Annotated in this window: 14 protein-coding genes and 1 tRNA gene; 7 read left to right on the top strand and 8 right to left on the bottom strand. The window is 66.6% G+C overall.

Annotated features, from left to right (window positions below):
* Complete coding sequence (locus JOF57_RS05155; RefSeq protein ID WP_209914341.1) at positions 1-1554, bottom strand: carboxyl transferase domain-containing protein; 1554 nt, start codon at positions 1552-1554, stop codon at positions 1-3.
* Between the two features lie 71 nt (positions 1555-1625).
* Here JOF57_RS05155 and JOF57_RS05150 point away from each other — a divergent pair, with 71 nt between their 5' ends.
* Positions 1626-2216 carry an SACE_7040 family transcriptional regulator gene (locus tag JOF57_RS05150; protein WP_209914339.1) on the top strand — a complete coding sequence of 197 codons (591 nt, stop codon included), beginning with the start codon at positions 1626-1628 and terminating at the stop codon, positions 2214-2216.
* Here JOF57_RS05150 and JOF57_RS05145 read toward each other — a convergent pair.
* Positions 2213-4195, bottom strand: coding sequence for an alpha/beta hydrolase family protein (locus JOF57_RS05145; RefSeq protein WP_407666534.1), 1983 nt, complete (start codon positions 4193-4195; stop codon positions 2213-2215). The genes JOF57_RS05150 and JOF57_RS05145 overlap by 4 nt on opposite strands.
* On the opposite strand from JOF57_RS05145, the gene JOF57_RS05140 reads away from it, so the two are divergent.
* Entirely contained in the window at positions 4194-4931 is a 738-nt protein-coding gene (locus tag JOF57_RS05140) for an MmpS family transport accessory protein (RefSeq protein WP_209914337.1), read from the top strand. The two genes, JOF57_RS05145 and JOF57_RS05140, sit on opposite strands and share 2 nt — an antisense overlap.
* A gap of 9 nt (positions 4932-4940) precedes the next feature.
* Here the strand turns inward: JOF57_RS05140 and JOF57_RS05135 are convergent, their stop codons facing one another.
* Positions 4941-6248 carry an MFS transporter gene (locus JOF57_RS05135; RefSeq protein WP_209914335.1) on the bottom strand — a complete coding sequence of 436 codons (1308 nt, stop codon included), beginning with the start codon at positions 6246-6248 and terminating at the stop codon, positions 4941-4943.
* A gap of 43 nt (positions 6249-6291) precedes the next feature.
* Between JOF57_RS05135 and cmrA the strand changes: the two genes are divergently transcribed.
* Positions 6292-7098 carry a mycolate reductase gene (cmrA, locus tag JOF57_RS05130; protein ID WP_209914333.1) on the top strand — a complete coding sequence of 269 codons (807 nt, stop codon included), beginning with the start codon at positions 6292-6294 and terminating at the stop codon, positions 7096-7098.
* Between the two features lie 80 nt (positions 7099-7178).
* Here the strand turns inward: cmrA and JOF57_RS05125 are convergent, their stop codons facing one another.
* Positions 7179-8750: a helicase HerA-like domain-containing protein gene (locus JOF57_RS05125; RefSeq protein WP_209914330.1), complete on the bottom strand. Its 1572-nt coding sequence runs from the start codon at positions 8748-8750 to the stop codon at positions 7179-7181.
* A gap of 117 nt (positions 8751-8867) precedes the next feature.
* Between JOF57_RS05125 and orn the strand changes: the two genes are divergently transcribed.
* From orn to JOF57_RS05110, 3 genes are all read left to right on the top strand, one after another.
* Positions 8868-9515, top strand: a complete 648-nt coding sequence (orn, locus tag JOF57_RS05120; RefSeq protein WP_209914328.1) for an oligoribonuclease — start codon at positions 8868-8870, stop codon at positions 9513-9515.
* Positions 9516-9555: 40 nt separating this feature from the next.
* Positions 9556-9628, top strand: a tRNA-His gene (locus JOF57_RS05115).
* A gap of 81 nt (positions 9629-9709) precedes the next feature.
* Positions 9710-9967, top strand: coding sequence for a DUF7715 family protein (locus tag JOF57_RS05110; protein WP_209914325.1), 258 nt, complete (start codon positions 9710-9712; stop codon positions 9965-9967).
* Here JOF57_RS05110 and JOF57_RS05105 read toward each other — a convergent pair.
* Both JOF57_RS05105 and JOF57_RS05100 read right to left on the bottom strand, forming a co-directional pair.
* A complete protein-coding gene (locus tag JOF57_RS05105) occupies positions 9949-10827 on the bottom strand; it encodes a TIGR03619 family F420-dependent LLM class oxidoreductase (protein WP_209914323.1) in 879 nt (292 codons plus the stop codon). The genes JOF57_RS05110 and JOF57_RS05105 overlap by 19 nt on opposite strands.
* Before the next feature lie 88 nt (positions 10828-10915).
* Positions 10916-11545 carry an NADPH-dependent F420 reductase gene (locus JOF57_RS05100; RefSeq protein ID WP_209914320.1) on the bottom strand — a complete coding sequence of 210 codons (630 nt, stop codon included), beginning with the start codon at positions 11543-11545 and terminating at the stop codon, positions 10916-10918.
* Positions 11546-11639: 94 nt separating this feature from the next.
* Here JOF57_RS05100 and JOF57_RS05095 point away from each other — a divergent pair, with 94 nt between their 5' ends.
* A complete protein-coding gene (locus JOF57_RS05095) occupies positions 11640-12122 on the top strand; it encodes a MarR family winged helix-turn-helix transcriptional regulator (RefSeq protein ID WP_209914319.1) in 483 nt (160 codons plus the stop codon).
* Between the two features lie 61 nt (positions 12123-12183).
* Here the strand turns inward: JOF57_RS05095 and JOF57_RS05090 are convergent, their stop codons facing one another.
* Together JOF57_RS05090 and JOF57_RS05085 are read right to left on the bottom strand one after the other, a co-directional pair.
* Positions 12184-13698 carry a PPE family protein gene (locus JOF57_RS05090; RefSeq protein ID WP_209914317.1) on the bottom strand — a complete coding sequence of 505 codons (1515 nt, stop codon included), beginning with the start codon at positions 13696-13698 and terminating at the stop codon, positions 12184-12186.
* A 234-nt stretch (positions 13699-13932) separates the two neighbouring features.
* On the bottom strand, positions 13933-15588 hold the full coding sequence (locus JOF57_RS05085; RefSeq protein WP_209914315.1) for a PPE family protein: 1656 nt from the start codon (positions 15586-15588) through the stop codon (positions 13933-13935).
* Between the last annotated feature and the right edge of the window lie 84 nt (positions 15589-15672).

Raw genomic sequence — 15672 nt, 5'->3', positions numbered from 1 at the left:
TCACATCCGGAAAACGCCGTAGGAGACCGGCTCCAGCGGAGCCTGGCCGACAACCGAAAGAGCAAGTCCGAGCACGGTTCTGGTATCCGCCGGGTCGATGACCCCGTCATCCCACAGTCGTGCCGTCGAATAGTACGGATTGCCCTGGTGCTCGTACTGGTCGCGGATCGGCGCCTTGAACTCTTCTTCCTCCTCGGCGCTCATGTCACCACGCACGGTGGCCAGCACCGAGGCCGCCTGCTCGCCACCCATCACCGAGATGCGGGCGTTGGGCCACATCCACAGGAATCGCGGCGAGTAGGCGCGTCCACACATCGAGTAGTTGCCCGCGCCGTACGAACCGCCGATCACCACCGTCAGCTTCGGCACCCGGGCGCAGGCCACCGCGGTGACCATCTTGGCGCCGTGCTTGGCGATGCCCGAGGCCTCGTAGTCGCGGCCGACCATGAAACCGGCGATGTTCTGCAGGAACAGCAGCGGCGTCTTGCGCTTGTCGCACAATTCGATGAAATGTGCTCCCTTGAGCGCGGATTCGCCGAACAGCACCCCGTTGTTGGCGACGATGCCGACCGGGTGACCGTGGATGCGGGCGAACCCGGTGACCAGGGTGGTGCCGTACTCGGCCTTGAATTCGTTGAACTCACCGCCGTCGACGATGCGGGTGATCACCTCGTGCACGTCGTAGGGAACCCGGGCATCGACCGGGACCACGTCGTAGAGCTCGGCCTGCTCGGCGACGGCGTCCACGGTGGGCGTCACGGCCCACGGCGGGGCCTCGGCCGGCCCGAGGGTGGCCACGATGTTGCGCACGATCCGCAGGGCGTCGCGGTCATCGTGGGCCAGGTGGTCGGTGACTCCGGAGGTCTTGGAATGCAGGTCCCCGCCGCCGAGGTCCTCGGCGGTGACGACCTCACCGGTGGCGGCCTTCACCAGTGGCGGGCCGCCCAGGAAGATTGTGCCCTGGTTGCGCACGATGACGGCCTCATCGCTCATCGCCGGCACGTAGGCTCCGCCCGCGGTGCACGAGCCCAGCACCGCGGCGATCTGGGCGATGCCCTGCGCGCTCATCGTGGCCTGGTTGTAGAAGATCCGGCCGAAGTGCTCGCGGTCGGGGAACACCTCGTCCTGGCGCGGCAGGAAGGCCCCGCCGGAGTCGACGAGGTAGATGCACGGCAGCTTGTTCTGCAACGCGATCTCCTGCGCGCGCAGGTGCTTCTTGACCGTGACCGGGTAGTAGGTGCCGCCCTTGACGGTCGCGTCGTTGGCGACGATCAGACATTCACGGCCGGAGACCCGGCCGATGCCCGCGATCATCCCGGCGCCGGGACATTCGTCGTCATACATCCCGTCGGCTGCCAGTGCGGCGATCTCCAGGAACGGACTGCCCGGGTCCAGCAGGCCGTCGACCCGGTCGCGGGGCAGCAATTTACCCCGATCGACGTGGCGTTGACGGGCCCGTTCGGGGCCGCCGAGGGCGGCGGTGGCGAGCTTGGCGCGCAACTGCCCAACCAGCGCCAGATGATCGTCGCGGTGCGATGACAAGGCGGCTCCCATTTCGGTTAATGACAACTAACTCGTGTTAGGTTAGTGTTCATTAACCGAGTTGTCTACCCCCCGGAGGCGCCATGTCCGACAGCGCCGTCACCCGCCGCAGCAAGGCCAAGTCCGACCGCCGCACCCAGCTGATCGCTGCCGCCGAACGGCTTGTGGCCGAACGCGGTTACCTCGCGGTACGCCTGGAGGACATCTGCTCGGCGGTCGGAATCTCCGCCCCGGCGATCTATCGGCATTTCCCCAACAAAGAGGCGCTCCTGGTCGAACTGCTCGTCGGGGTCAGCACCCGCCTGCTCGCCGGCGCGCAGGCCGTCACCGCACGGAGCGCCCCGCCCGCCGACACCCTGAACGGCCTGGTGGACTTCCACCTCGATTTCGTCTTCGGCGAACCCGACCTGATCCGCATCCAAGACCGCGACCTGGCCCATCTGCCGGACACTGCCAAGCGTCAGGTGCGGCGGTCCCAGCGGCAGTACGTGGAGATCTGGGTTGCGGTACTGACGCGGCTCAATCCCGACCTGACCGAGGACGACGCGCGCGTCATGGCACACGCCGCGTTCGGGCTGTTGAACTCCACCCCGCACATCGTGAGACCCGCTGTCCCCAAGACGCATTCACGCGCGGTACTGCGCCGCATGACCCTGGCGGCACTCACGGCCTAGACGCCGAACGCCTTCGACAGCCAACGGGTTGCGGCATCGACCAGGACCGCGCGGTTCTCCCGTTTGACGATCTCGTGTCCGTCATCGTCGAAGATCAGCAGTTCGACGGTGCGCCCGAGCTCCACCAGCGCGTCGTACATCTGACGCGATTCATCGGGCAGCACATTGGTGTCGTTTCCACCGTGGACCAGTAGCAGCGGGGCGATCACGGCATCCGCCTTCGGTAACGGCGAAAGCCGTTCCAGCAGATCACGATCCGCCACCGGATGCCCATACTCGGGATAGGACGCTGCCGCGATCCATGGCTCGGTGGTGTGGTAGAAGCTGTTCAGGTCACTCATCCCGCAGATGCTGATGCCGGCGACGAACAAGTGCGGATGGAAGGCCAGCGCGGCCTGTGTCAGATAACCGCCGTACGACCATCCGGTACAGGCCAACCGATCGGCCGGTGCAATGCCCCGGTCAACCAGATACTGCGCACAATCGGCAACGTCGTCGATCGCGGCGAACCGCAACTCCTTGTCATCGGCGTGCACGAACGCCCGACCGAATCCACCCGAACCGCGCACATTTGGCGTCAACACCGCGAAACCAGCATCCAGCAGGGCCGGGAATATCTCGTTGTATTCGGGCCGCGCCTGCCCCTCGGGGCCGCCGTGCAGGAACATCACCGCGCCCACCACCTCGACCGACGGCCGGTACAGCCACCCGGTGAGCTCCAAACCGTCGCGCGCGGTGATCCGTTCCAGCGTCGGCATCGAGGTCAGGGGCCCGCTGCTGGGCTCCCGGTCGATCCGCTCCCACTCCAGTGAGCGTGGGTCGACCAGCTCGACGGTGCGCGGCAGTGACGGCCCCTGCACGGTCACCGCCACCATGGAGCCGCCCGCACTGATGCTCAACTCGCCGGCGACCGGGCCGGGCAGCGGAATCGGCACCGACAGCGTCTCGTCGGCATACTCCAGGATCTGCAATTCGCTGCGGCCGTCGATGTTCCATAACAACGCGACAGTGGACAGGTCGTCGCTGACCACGAATTCATCAAGCTCGTAACCGGCCCGCTCGGCGACCACGTGATAGGTCACCCCCTCCGCGGTGACCGTGACCTCCAGGAGCCGGGCGTGGGCGGCACCGTTGTCACTGCGGATCAGCGCCCGCACAAAACCTTCGGCGCTGTCGGGCTCGTAGGCGCCGGCCGGCTGATACCGCGTGGTCTCACCGTCGTAACCGCTGCGGAGCCGGCGCGGGGTGTGATCGTCGAGAATCACACCGAAATCGGTGACCGAGCCGGGATCCGATGGCAGCAGCGCAATTTCGGTGAGTCCCCACAGCAGGATGAGTTCCTGGTATCCACGCGGACCGACCCGCACGAGCGAGGCTCCCGCCCACGCATCCACCAGCCGTCCGCCCGAGCGCCGGTCGAGCACAACCGTGTCCCCGGTGGCCGGATCGATCAGACACGAGCTGCCGACGCCGTCCTCGCCGGTGAGGATCGCCGCGACCTGGGTGCCGTCCCAACCGATCAGTTCCGCAGTGCCCTCCGCGTCTGCCGGCCAGTAGTCGATCCGGCGCGCGTCCCGATCGTCGGGGTCGGTCGTCACCACCCATATCTGGCTGCGGGTCCCGCCTTCGGGTGCGATCTGGCAGGCCAGCCAGTGGCCGTCGGCGGAATGGATGACTTTCGTCACGGGCCCGGCCACCGGCAGCTCGACGTCGCGCGAGGAACTGGCCCGCCATCCACGCAGGAAGCGCTGCACCGCGCGCGGATAGCCACCATCGTCGACCAAGTGGGCAAATGCCGTCGCATCCGGTGACAACGACGCGCCGTAGTTCACCCGCACGTGCCGATCTGCGGCCACCTCGCGTCCTCCCGTCACTTCCGCGTCCTCTTCAGCATCCCTCACCGCCGCTCGATCACCACGACCTCGGTCGCAGCGGACTGAGCATCTGCACAGGTACCCTCGCAGCCATGAGGTGGGCATGACCGATTCACCACGCCGCGACGGGTCCGACTATCCCGTGGACTATCCAGATCCGGCGTACTCGAACCAACCGCCGTATCAGGGCGTGTACCCGGCGGTGCCCCAAGCGGTGCCGCCGGCTGGACCGTCGGGACCGAATCCCACCCAGCAGCTGCCGCCCTACCCTCCCCCCGGGTACGACCCCAATGCCACTGGTCAGCCACCGGGCGCACCCACCCCGCCGGAACCCGGTGACCACCGACCCCGGCTGTGGCTGTGGATTCTGGCCGCGGTCGCGGTCCTGGTGGCCCTGGGCATGGTCATCGCATTGGTGATCGCCAACGGGTCGAGCCAGGAGACCGTGGTCGCGCCGCAACCGATCACGCCCCAGCCCGGCTTCAGCACGTCGCCGAGGCCCAGCACCACGACCTCGCGCGCACCGCGGCCGATCCCGCCACCGACCACCGCGCCTCCCACGGGGACCACCGGGCCCACGGAGACGGTCACCTACGAGGTCACCGGTGAGGGCCGGGCCATCAACATCACCTACCTCGACACCGGCAACATGCTCCAGACCGAGTTCAACGTCATGCTGCCGTGGAGCAAGCAGGTCGAATTGGCTCAACCGGCGACCGAAACCGCCAGTGTGAGCGTCGTGAATTTCGGCCCCGAGGTGGCCTGCACCGTGACCGTCGACGGTGTCCAGACCCAACATCGCAGCGGCTCGGGAATCACGATCTGCGTCGGGACTTCCTGAGCCGACGGCTCAGGGGGTCGTGACGACGGTGCCGTGCTGCCGTGCGGGCACCCGCACGGCCAACATGCCGGCCAACCCCAGCACCAGCACCAGCACCAGGCCGCCCATCCCGGCCCGGTCGGTGCCGAAGAAGTCGATGAACACGAAGAACAGCCACGGCGCCAGGAACGACGCCGCACGCCCGACTGTGGTGTAGAGCCCGAACGCCACGCCCTCCTTGCCGTCCGCGGTGATCCGCAACATCACGTTGCGGGCTGCGGACAGCGTCGGCCCGATGAACAGGCACAGGAGCAGGCCACACACCCAGAAGGCCACCGGTCCCGACAGGACCAGCAGGGACAATCCCACCGCGATCAGGCAGACCAGCGACCAGACGATGACGGGTTTGGAACCCACCCGGTCGTCGAGCACGCCACCCACCACCGCGCCCACGGCCGCGACCACACAGGCACTGATGCCGAACAACAGCACGTCGGCCTGGGAAATGCCGTAGACGTTGACGCCCAGCACCGCGCCGAACGCGAAAACCCCGGCCAGCCCGTCGCGGAACACCGCGCTCGCCACCAGGTAGTAGACGACGTTGTGGTCGCGTCGCCATTCACCACGGATCTCGGCCCACAACTTGCGGTAGGCACCGAAGAATCCGACCCTTTCCACCGGGGCGGCACCGGTCACCCGCGGCACCATCACGAATATCGGCAGCGCGAACAACACGAACCAGACCGCGGTGAGCAGCATCACCGCCCGCACGTTCTGCCCGTCCTGTATCGGAATGCCCAGCAGCCCACGGGTATCGCCGTCGCCGGCGATGAACCCGACGTAGGCCAGCAGCAGCAGCACCACGCTGCCCCCGTAGCCCAGCGCCAATCCGAGCCCGGAGATGCGACCAGACGTCTCAGGGGTGGACAACTGTCGCAGCATGGCGTTGTAGGGCACCGTAGCCAGCTCGTTGCAGGCCGCTGTACAGGCCAACAGCACCAGCCCCGGCATCAGATAGCGGTGATCGTCACGGATCAGGCTCATCGCCGACGTCAACAGCACTGCCGCACCGGTCATCACGGCCAGCACCCGACGCCGCCGCTGCGGCGCGTCGACCCAGATACCGGTGACGGGCGCCAGCAGTGCCACCGCGAGACCGGCGACCGCCATGGCGCGGCCCAGCCAGCTGGCCGGCGTGGTGTCCCCGGGAAGGTCCGCGCCGACGCTGCCGGTCAGGTACACCGAGAACACGAAGGTGATGGCGATAGCGTTGAGGCCCGTCGCACCGCAGTCCCACAATGCCCACGCGAGCACCCTCGCCCGCCCGGGGTTAGTCATGACCGCCACCCTATGGGTTCGGGCGCCTTCTAGGATTGGGCGCATGCCAGTACCTGCACCCAGTCCGGATGCCCGTGCCGTCGTCACCGGCGCCTCGCAGAACATCGGCGAAGCGTTGGCCACCGAACTCGCAGCCCGCGGCCACCACCTGATCATCACCGCACGGCGGGAGGACGTCCTGACGTCGCTCGCCCAGCGCATCACCGAGCGCTACGGAGTCACCGTCGAGGTGCGTGCCGTGGACCTCATCGACCCAGCCGCACGCGCGGCACTGTGCGAAGAGTTGGCCTCTCGCGAGATCTCGATCCTGTGTGCCAACGCGGGCACCGCCACCTTCGGCGCCGTCAACGACCTCGACCCGGCCGGCGAGAAGGCACAGGTGCAGCTGAACGTGCTCGGCGTTCACGATCCCGTGTTGGCAGTGTTGCCGGGGATGGTCAAACGCGGATCCGGCGGCATCCTGACCTCCGGATCGGCGGCAGGCAATTCACCGATCCCCAACAACGCGACCTACGCGGCCTCCAAGGCGTTCGCCAACACGTTCAGCGAGTCGCTGCGCGGCGAGCTCAAGGGGGCGGGCGTACACGTCACGGTGCTGGCGCCGGGCCCGGTGCGCACCGATCTGCCCGATGAATCCGAGCAGTCCCTCGTCGAACGGCTGATCCCCGACTTCCTGTGGATCTCAACCGAATACACGGCCAAGCTGTCGCTGGACGGCCTGGAGAAGAACAAGATGCGCGTGGTGCCCGGGGTGACGTCCAAGGCCATGTCGATGGCCAGCGGCTACGCGCCACGCGCGATCGTCACCCCGATCGTCGGTGCCGTCTACAAGAAGCTCGGCGGCGGCTAGCGGTTCTGCGAAGTCGAGATTGCACGGAGGGCTGTAGTTCGGCAAAAACCACAGCCCTCAGTGCAATCTCAATGCCCGGATCAGCGGCGGCGGCCCGTCCCGAAGATGCTGCGGGTGATCTCGCGGCCGAGGACGGTGCCCGCCGAGCGCATCGCGCTCTTGAACGCCGAGCTCTTGAGCACCTGCTCAAACATCCCCGGCTCTGCCGGTTGCGCCGGAGCCGGCATCGCCTCGATCTCACCCGAGGCCTCGATGCCGCCGAAGCCACCTGGATCCTCGGGCGCCGGCGGCGGAGCGAGTTTGGCGGCCAACCGCTCGTAGGCCGAATCCCGGTCCACGGTCTGGCCATACGTCGCCTGCAGCGGGCTGGCCTTGGCGGCCGCGGTGATGGCGTCGGTCCCGATGGTGTCCATCAATGACCGCGGCGCCCGCATCCTCGTCCAGGCCACCGGTGTCGGCGCGCCCTTCTCCGAGAGCACTGTCACCACAGCCTCACCGATACCCAATGAGGTCAGCGCTTTCTCCAGGTCGTAGACATCGGTCTTCGGGTAGGTGCGCACGGTCTTCGACAGCGCCTTCTGGTCGTCAGGAGTGAAGGCGCGCAACGCATGCTGCACCCGGGCACCCAGCTGCGAGAGCACCTGGTTGGGCACATCGGTGGGCAACTGCGTGCAGAAGAACACGCCGACGCCTTTGGAACGGATCAGCTTGACCGTCTGCTCCACCTGTTCCAGGAACGCCTTGGACGCGTCGGTGAACAGCAGATGCGCCTCATCGAAGATGAAGACCAGCTTGGGCTTGTCGACGTCGCCGACCTCGGGCAGGGAGGTGAACAGGTCGGCCAGCACCCACATCAGGAACGTGGAGAACATCACCGGCCGCGCGGCCTGCGAACCCAACTCCAACAGGCTGATGATGCCGCGACCCTGGGCGTCGGTGCGCAGCAGATCCTTGGGCTCCAGCTCCGGTTCACCGAAGAACGAATCGGCGCCCTCGGCCTCCAGGTTGACCAGGGCACGAAGGATGACGCCCGCCGTCGTGGTCGACACCGCGCCCAGCGCCTTGAGTTCGGGCTTGCCCTCATCGCTGGTGAGGAACTGGATCACCGAACGCAGGTCCTTGATGTCCAGCAGGGGCAGGCCCTTCTGGTCGGCCCAGTGAAAGATCAGGCCGAGCGTGGACTCCTGGGTGGCGTTGAGGCCCAACACCTTCGACAGCAGGATCGGGCCGAAGTTGGTGATCGTCGCCCGCACCGGGACCCCGATACCCTCCGTACCCAGCGAGAGGAACTCCACCGGGAACGCCGTCGGTGTCCAGCTGTCGCCGGTGTCCTTGGCGCGCTGATCGGTCTTGCCGTTGACCTCGCCGGGCTTCGACAACCCCGACAGGTCGCCCTTCACGTCGGCCATCACCACCGGAACCCCGGCCGCGGAAAGCTGCTCGGCGATCACTTGCAACGTCTTGGTCTTGCCGGTACCGGTGGCACCGGCGATCAACCCGTGCCGGTTCACCGTGGCCAGCGGGATGCGGACCTGTGCTCCCGGGTCGACGGTTCCGTCGACAACGACGGCGCCAAGCTCCAGCGCCTGGCCTTCGACGGCATAACCGGCGGCTATCTGCTGCGCGGGGGTGCCTGTCGATTCGGTGGTCATGCCGCGGTCCTCCCAGTTTTCGCATACGAGCCAATCGGGATCTGACACTACTTGTCAGGCGCCACACACGGTGGGTGTGACGCCTGCTTGTAAGGAATGGGCATACTGTGGACCTTCGTGCGAGACGAACTGGTATGGATCGATTGCGAGATGACCGGCCTCGACCTCAAGTCCGATCGGCTGATCGAGATCGCGGTTCTGGTCACCGACGCTGACCTGAACATCCTCGGTGACGGACTGGACGTGGTCATTCACACCGACGACGAGGCGCTGTCCTCCATGGTCGACGTGGTCAAGCAGATGCACACCCGGTCCGGGTTGATCGAAGAGGTCCGAGCGTCGACCGTCGATGTGGCCACCGCCGAAGAGATGGTGCTCGACTACATCCGCGGATACGTCAAGACGGCCAAGTCCGCTCCCCTGTGCGGCAACTCGATCGCCACCGATCGCGGCTTCATCGCCCGCGACATGCTGAAACTCGACGATTACCTGCATTACCGGATGATCGACGTCAGCTCGATCAAGGAACTGTGCCGCCGCTGGTACCCCCGGATCTACTTCGGCCAGCCGGAGAAGGGGCTGGCGCACCGCGCCCTGGCCGACATCCACGAGTCGATCCGCGAACTCAAGTACTACCGCTCAACCGCGTTTGTCGCCCAGCCCGGGCCGTCTACCAGCGATATCGCCGCGATCGCGGGCGAGCTCGGCCCGCCGAAGGACGACGCGACCGAAACCGATTCGGCGCTGGGACACTCAAGCAGTTAGTATCTACGAGCCACATATGCCGAAGGGCAGCGTGGCGATGGTGGCTGTAGTTCAGTTGGTAGAGCACCAGGTTGTGATCCTGGCTGTCGCGGGTTCGAGTCCCGTCAGCCACCCCGATATCGGGAACGCCGTCTGCGCAAGCAGGCGGCGTTTCTGGTTTCTGCCGGCATCCAACGGGCCCTACCGTCGGAAACATGAAAGTGCTTGTGGCCAAGCGCCCCTCACGACCGCTGGCCACGACCGACCCCTGGTCTGCCACCGAGGGCGAGATAGTCGTCGCACCACTGGTCTGCGATGACGTCACCTGCGGATGCGACGTCGTCCACCAGGGCATCACATCGCATGGCTACTCGACCCTGACTGTCGTCCGTGAGGTCGCCACTGCACCAGACGACCTGATCACGGCCTGCCGCCGGGTTGACCTGCGACTACTTCATCGAGCGATGATCTGACCGGCGAACTCAAGCAGCTGATCAAGGGTGGGGAACATCGCGAAGGCATCCACGATCGCCTCATCGGCACCGGACCCGGCCAGGCGCTCGAGCCTCCCGGCAACCGAGTCAACGGACGTTCCCGGTTCGAGGTTGATCCGCATGGCCGTCTTCAGCGCGTCAGGATCGCGGCCGGCGTCCTGCGCCGCACGGCGGGCAATCGACCACAGGTGGTCGGTGACCTCGTCCTGCAGCCCCTCGACCCCTAGCCAGCCGGTGCCGCTGCGCCCGACCCGGCGCATCGCGGCCTCACTGGCACCGCCGATCCAGATGGGCGGACCGCCGGCCTGGACCGGGCGCAGGTCGGCATGGACCGGCGGCAGGGAAAAGAACTCGCTTTCCCAGGACACCGGATTGGTCGTCCACCACTCGTGCAGGAACGCCAGCACGTCATCGAGCATCTGCCCGCGCCGGCGCCAGTCTGCGCCGCGGGCGATGTCATGTTCGTCCTTCATCCACCCGATTCCCACGCCGACGTCGAGACGGCCCTCGCTGAGCACGTCGAGCGTGGTCAGCAGCCGGGCCAGGTGAACCGGCTCGTAGTAGAACGTGCTGAGCGTGCTGGCGTTCAGCCGCACTCGACTGGTCGCCGTCGCGGCGACCGTCCACAGCAGCACCGGATCGAGGTAACGGGTCATCTGCGGCGGGTACGGCTGCTCTTTGCCCGGATAGGTGCTTTGCATTTCAACGGGCGTGACCAGGCGATCGCCGACCCACAGCGTGTCGTAGCCGAGCTCCTCGAGTCCTCGGCAGAACGCGCTCAGACCAGCGGCGCTGCTGACGGCGGGCCCGACTATGGGAATTGCGAAACCAAGCTTCATCGCGCGAATCCTTTCGGTGATCCATCAACCATCATTTGGGCGCAGGTGCCCTGTTCGTTTCCCTGCTCGAACCGGCGGCGGTTGCGGCTCAGGCGGCAGGGGTGGCGCCGAGGGCGAAGTCGAAGTGCCCTACCCCGTGGCGGGCGAGGCCCATCACGACCAGGCCCGTCCCTTCCAGCCAGTGCGCCATGTTCAGGCCGCCGACGTCCATCGGGCGCAGTCCGAGTGTCTTGATGAATTCCGCCACGCCGACCTTGGCGCGCGCGTCGTCGCCGGCGATGAAGACGTCGAGCGTCCGACCCTGCGCCAAGACAGCACCGAAAATCGTGTTGAACGCCTTCACCACACTGGCGCCGACCGGGGCGGCCTTGGCCACTTGCTGCGCGATCGAGGTGCCATCGGGGATGGCCAAACCGTCGGCCGCGGAATTGAACGGGTTACTGATGTCGACGATGATCTTGCCGGCGAGGGCGTCTCCGTACTGGGCGACGACCGGAACGACCCCGGCGTACAACAGGGCCACGATGACGATATCCCCGGTCGGGACGGCTCCGAACTCTCCCGTCGTGGCACTGTCACCGAGGTCCTTGGCCAGGTCAGCAGCCTTGGACTGGTCGCGGCCGATGATCTCAACGGTGTTGCCGCCCGCTACTGCCAGCGCGCCGATCGCGCGGGCCATATTCCCGGTGCCGATGATGCTGATGATGCTGCTGCTCATGAGGTATCCCGTCTAGACTTACGATCGAAAAGGTTGACACGTCCACCATAATCTTCGTTGGTTGATGGGTCAACCAATTGAAAGGTAGAGGCTGATGGAACCAAAATGGCTGAGCCCTCACGAAGACCGCGCCTGGCGAGCCTTCATGCACGCCCATCATCAGCTCGTCGCACACCTGAACCGGGGCCTGCAGAAATCAGGCCTGTCCGGGGCCGACTACGAGGTCCTCGCGGTGCTCTCGGCCCACGACGGGGACCGCATGTCCGCCCGTAACCTGTGCCACACGCTGGACTGGGAGAAGAGCCGTGTCTCCCACCAGCTGCGGCGCATGCAGAAGGACGGGCTGATCAGCCGCGAATCCAACCCCGAGGACGCCCGCAGCACCATGGTCTGCCTACTGCCGGCGGGCCGGGCCGCCATCGAGAAGGCGGCGCCCGGGCACGTGGAGGACGTCCGCCGGAACTTCATCGACTTGTTTACCCGGGCCGAGCTTGAAACCCTCGCCGCCCTCAACGAACGAGTCCTGCGCAACCTGGCGAAAGACGACGACTCCCCCGTCGAAGACGGGCCCTCGTAACCTTCACCAGCCGTGAGGCTTTCAGCTCCGCCCCGGGCGTCCAATAGGGATCCGGCCCGGTCTAGTCCTCGTGGTCTGGATCCCAGCTCGACGGCAACATCGGCGCCGTCGGGCCGGCATCAAACCCGGCATCGTTCAACGTCGTCAATCCCGTCGTCGTCGCATCCGGCTTGTCCCGCACGCCCGAAAACCCCAGTGGCCCCGCACCACCATCCGACACCGTCGGCGCGTCGCGCCCGGGTGACTCTGCCTCAAGGTCCATGTATTCGTTGCCGTGGCCTTTCTCCCGCATCGCGGCTCTTCGACGCCGGCGGGCCCGCGCCTCGCGGGCCTGTTCCCCGGCCCCGACAGCGGCGATATCGGGCTCGGGCGCTTTCTTCTTGGCGATGGCCACGGCATTGGTCCGTGCCGCGGCGGGGACACCGAAGCCTGGCGAACCGACCAGGTAGGGCGGGAAGAATCCTGGTCCACCGCCCGGGGCCGCAGAGGGTGCCGGCCCGGTGGCGACCGTTGCCGACGCCGACGCCCCGGTCGAGGGCGCCGCGGGAGCCGACGGCGCAGTCGGAGCCGGTGCGCCGCTCGGCACCGACGATGCGCTGCCGGCAGCCGGCCAGGATCCAGAGTCGGTGCCAGCCGGAACCTCCGCGACAACAGACGCCGGCGGCTGGATTGCAGCGAGGCCGGTGACCGCCCACCCCAGGTTGGCAATCACCACGCTCAGCGCCGGCTGAATCAGGGCCGGGGACAATTGGACAACGACCTGCAGCAGCTGAGCCGCATGGAAAGCCATGTCGGCCAACACCATCGGCAGATTGGTCAGCAGGGCAGCGGGATCATTCAGCAGGTTGTCGATCAGTAGCGCAATGTTCTCGATCTGCTCTTGGCCGACTTCCAGCCACCATCTCGGGTCGAGTGGGCTCAAGTCCCCGTGGCCATGGTCGTCGTCGTGATCATGGTCGCCTTCATGGTCATGGTCGCCGTCCTGGTCGCCGTCATGGTCATGGTCATGGTCGTCGTCGTCGTGATCGTGGCCGTCCTCGCTGTGCAGGATCCGCGGCGCCGCCGGCGTGGACGGGCTGGATGCCACCGCCGCCTCGGACACCCCTTGATAGACGGTCATCGTGGTGGCGGCCAGGATCCACATCCGCACATAGTCGGCCTCGGTGACCGCGATCGGAATGGTGTTGATGCCGAAGAAGTTCGTACCCACCAACGCCGCGTGGGTGGCATGGTTGGCGGCCAACTCAGCCAGCGTGGGCATCGTCGCCAATGCACTGGCATAGGCCGCAGCTGCGGTTTCATGCCGGACGGCGATCGCCGAAGTGTCGGCGCTGGCCTGGTGCAACCACGCCAGGTACGGAAGATGAGCAGTCACGTACTGTTCCGCACTCGGACCCTGCCATGCTCCTGCTTGTACCGCACCCAGAACGAGGGCGAGTTCTGTTGCCACCGTGGCATATTCGACGCTCAACGATGACCACGCGCCGGCAGCGGCCAGCATCGGACCCGGGCCTGGACCGCTGGTCAACAACGCTGAATGCACCTCTGGCGGCGAGGCCATCCATACCGCGGCCATGAGAAACCTCCCGTTGGTGACTAGCGACACGTGCCGCGGCTTACTGAATATGATTATCATTATCAGATGACCGGCACGATCTCAACCAACGGCCACTTCGGCGCAGGCGGGATCCAGGGGACAGTAGCGAGGGTGCACTACATGACATGTGCTGCAGTACTTAGTAATTCGCGTCAGACCGGCATGGCTCAACCCAGCTCACGGGACACTCGACGCTCAATCTGGTCCGGGCCCTCAGCCAGAACGATCGTCACTCCAGGTGCTCGGCAGCATCGGCTCCACCACACCGCCGCCGAAGGAATCACCGCCGAGAGAGGCAAATCCGGCCGGGTTCGCTGCGGACTTTCCGGGTTCTATCCCGCCGAACCCGATCTGCCCGGCGCCCCGGTCCGACGGCGCCACTTCGGGCTCCAGGTCCATGTATTCGTACCGGCGGCCGAGTTGCTGAACGCCGGTTCGGCGGCGTCGAGCCTTCCGCGCCTTCGGTTCCCCGGCCGGTGCGGGCACCCCCGTAGGGATCTCGGTGTCCTCGGGTGCGGATCTCTTCCTGGGGGCTCGGTTGCGCGTCGCCTGCCGCACCTCGGCCGGCAACGCGGCGGCCATGTAACCAAGCGCGTCCATGCTCCCCAGCGTTGGCGGTGACGTCGGCGCCGGCGGGAGGGCCGGGGGCGGGGACGGAGGCGCGGGCACTGACGCTGCCGGAGAAGCCGGAGCAGGTGACGGGGCAGGCGGAGCAGCCGGGGTCGACGGCAGCGTGAGGCCGACAGGCGGGGGCACCGGCGGAGAGATAGGTACTACCGCCACCGGGTCATGCAGTCCTATCAGCCCAGCCGCACCCACCACGCCCCCTGCCGTCAACACAGGTGCGGCGGCAACGGCCGCGGCCAGCATCGGCAGCAGCGCAGGCAGAACCGCGATGAGCACCGTCTCCAGCGTCGTCTTCAGCAGTGCGATGGTGTCGGTGGTGATCGCCACGAACATCGCCCCCGCCCCGAACAGCAACGTGTAGCCGATGGCCACCGGATTGCCCGAAGCGAACGCCAACCCGATATCGGCGGCAACATAGGCGGCGGTCTGCGACAGGTAGGCAACGTATTGCGAAATATCCATCGGATAGCCGAGAGCGAACGCGAGGTTGAGGGGATGAAAGAAGCTCAACGGATTGCCGGTCCACGGTAGGTATGGATCGATCCCCGCGAACAACTCCGCAAAGAAGGGATCGTTGTTGAGCGCCTGGATCAGCGGGTCCAGGACTTTGTTGTAGAAGTCGGTGTATCCGATCCGATCGAGCCAGTCGAGGTAGTCGTTCTGCCGGTCGGGTGGCGCGTCAGAGGTCGATGCCAGCGAGGCTGATCTCAGAATCTCTGGTGCGGCAACACTTTCCGGCGATGCGGCCAGCGCCGACGTCGCGACACTGTCATAGGCGTGCATCACGCCGGCAGCCTGAACCCACATCCGCACATAGTCGGCTTCGTTCAGCGCGATCGGAATGGTGTTGATGCCGAAGAAGTTCGTACCCGCCAACGCCGCGTGGGTGGCGTGGTTGGCGGCCAACTCGGCCAGCGTCGGCATCCCGGCCAGCGCGCTGGTGTAGGCCGCGGCGGCCGTTTCGTGTTGGACCGCGCGCGTCGCACTTTCGGCGCCCTGCTGCGTCAGCCAGGCCAGGTACGGGCCGTGCGCCGCGACATACGCTGTGGCACTTGGCCCTTCCCACGTCCCGGCCTGCACGCCGCCCAACACTGCGGTCAGCTCAGCAGCGACCTCGGCGTATTCGGCGCTCAGGGTGGTCCAGGCTCCCGCGGCGGCGAGCAACGAGCCCGGCCCCGGGCCCGCCGACAACAGCGCGGACCAGACTTCAGGTGGGGAGGCAAGATAAATGGGGGCGGTCATCGCTGACCGCCCCGTGTTTCGAATGACACGGGCGTTCATCGGCCTTCTCGGGGTGCTCCGCCCCGGGTAGCAGGATGCGATGAC

It is taken from the genome of Mycolicibacterium lutetiense, from assembly GCF_017876775.1.
GTDB lineage: Bacteria > Actinomycetota > Actinomycetes > Mycobacteriales > Mycobacteriaceae > Mycobacterium > Mycobacterium lutetiense.
This window is presented reverse-complemented; position numbering and strand designations above follow the sequence as displayed.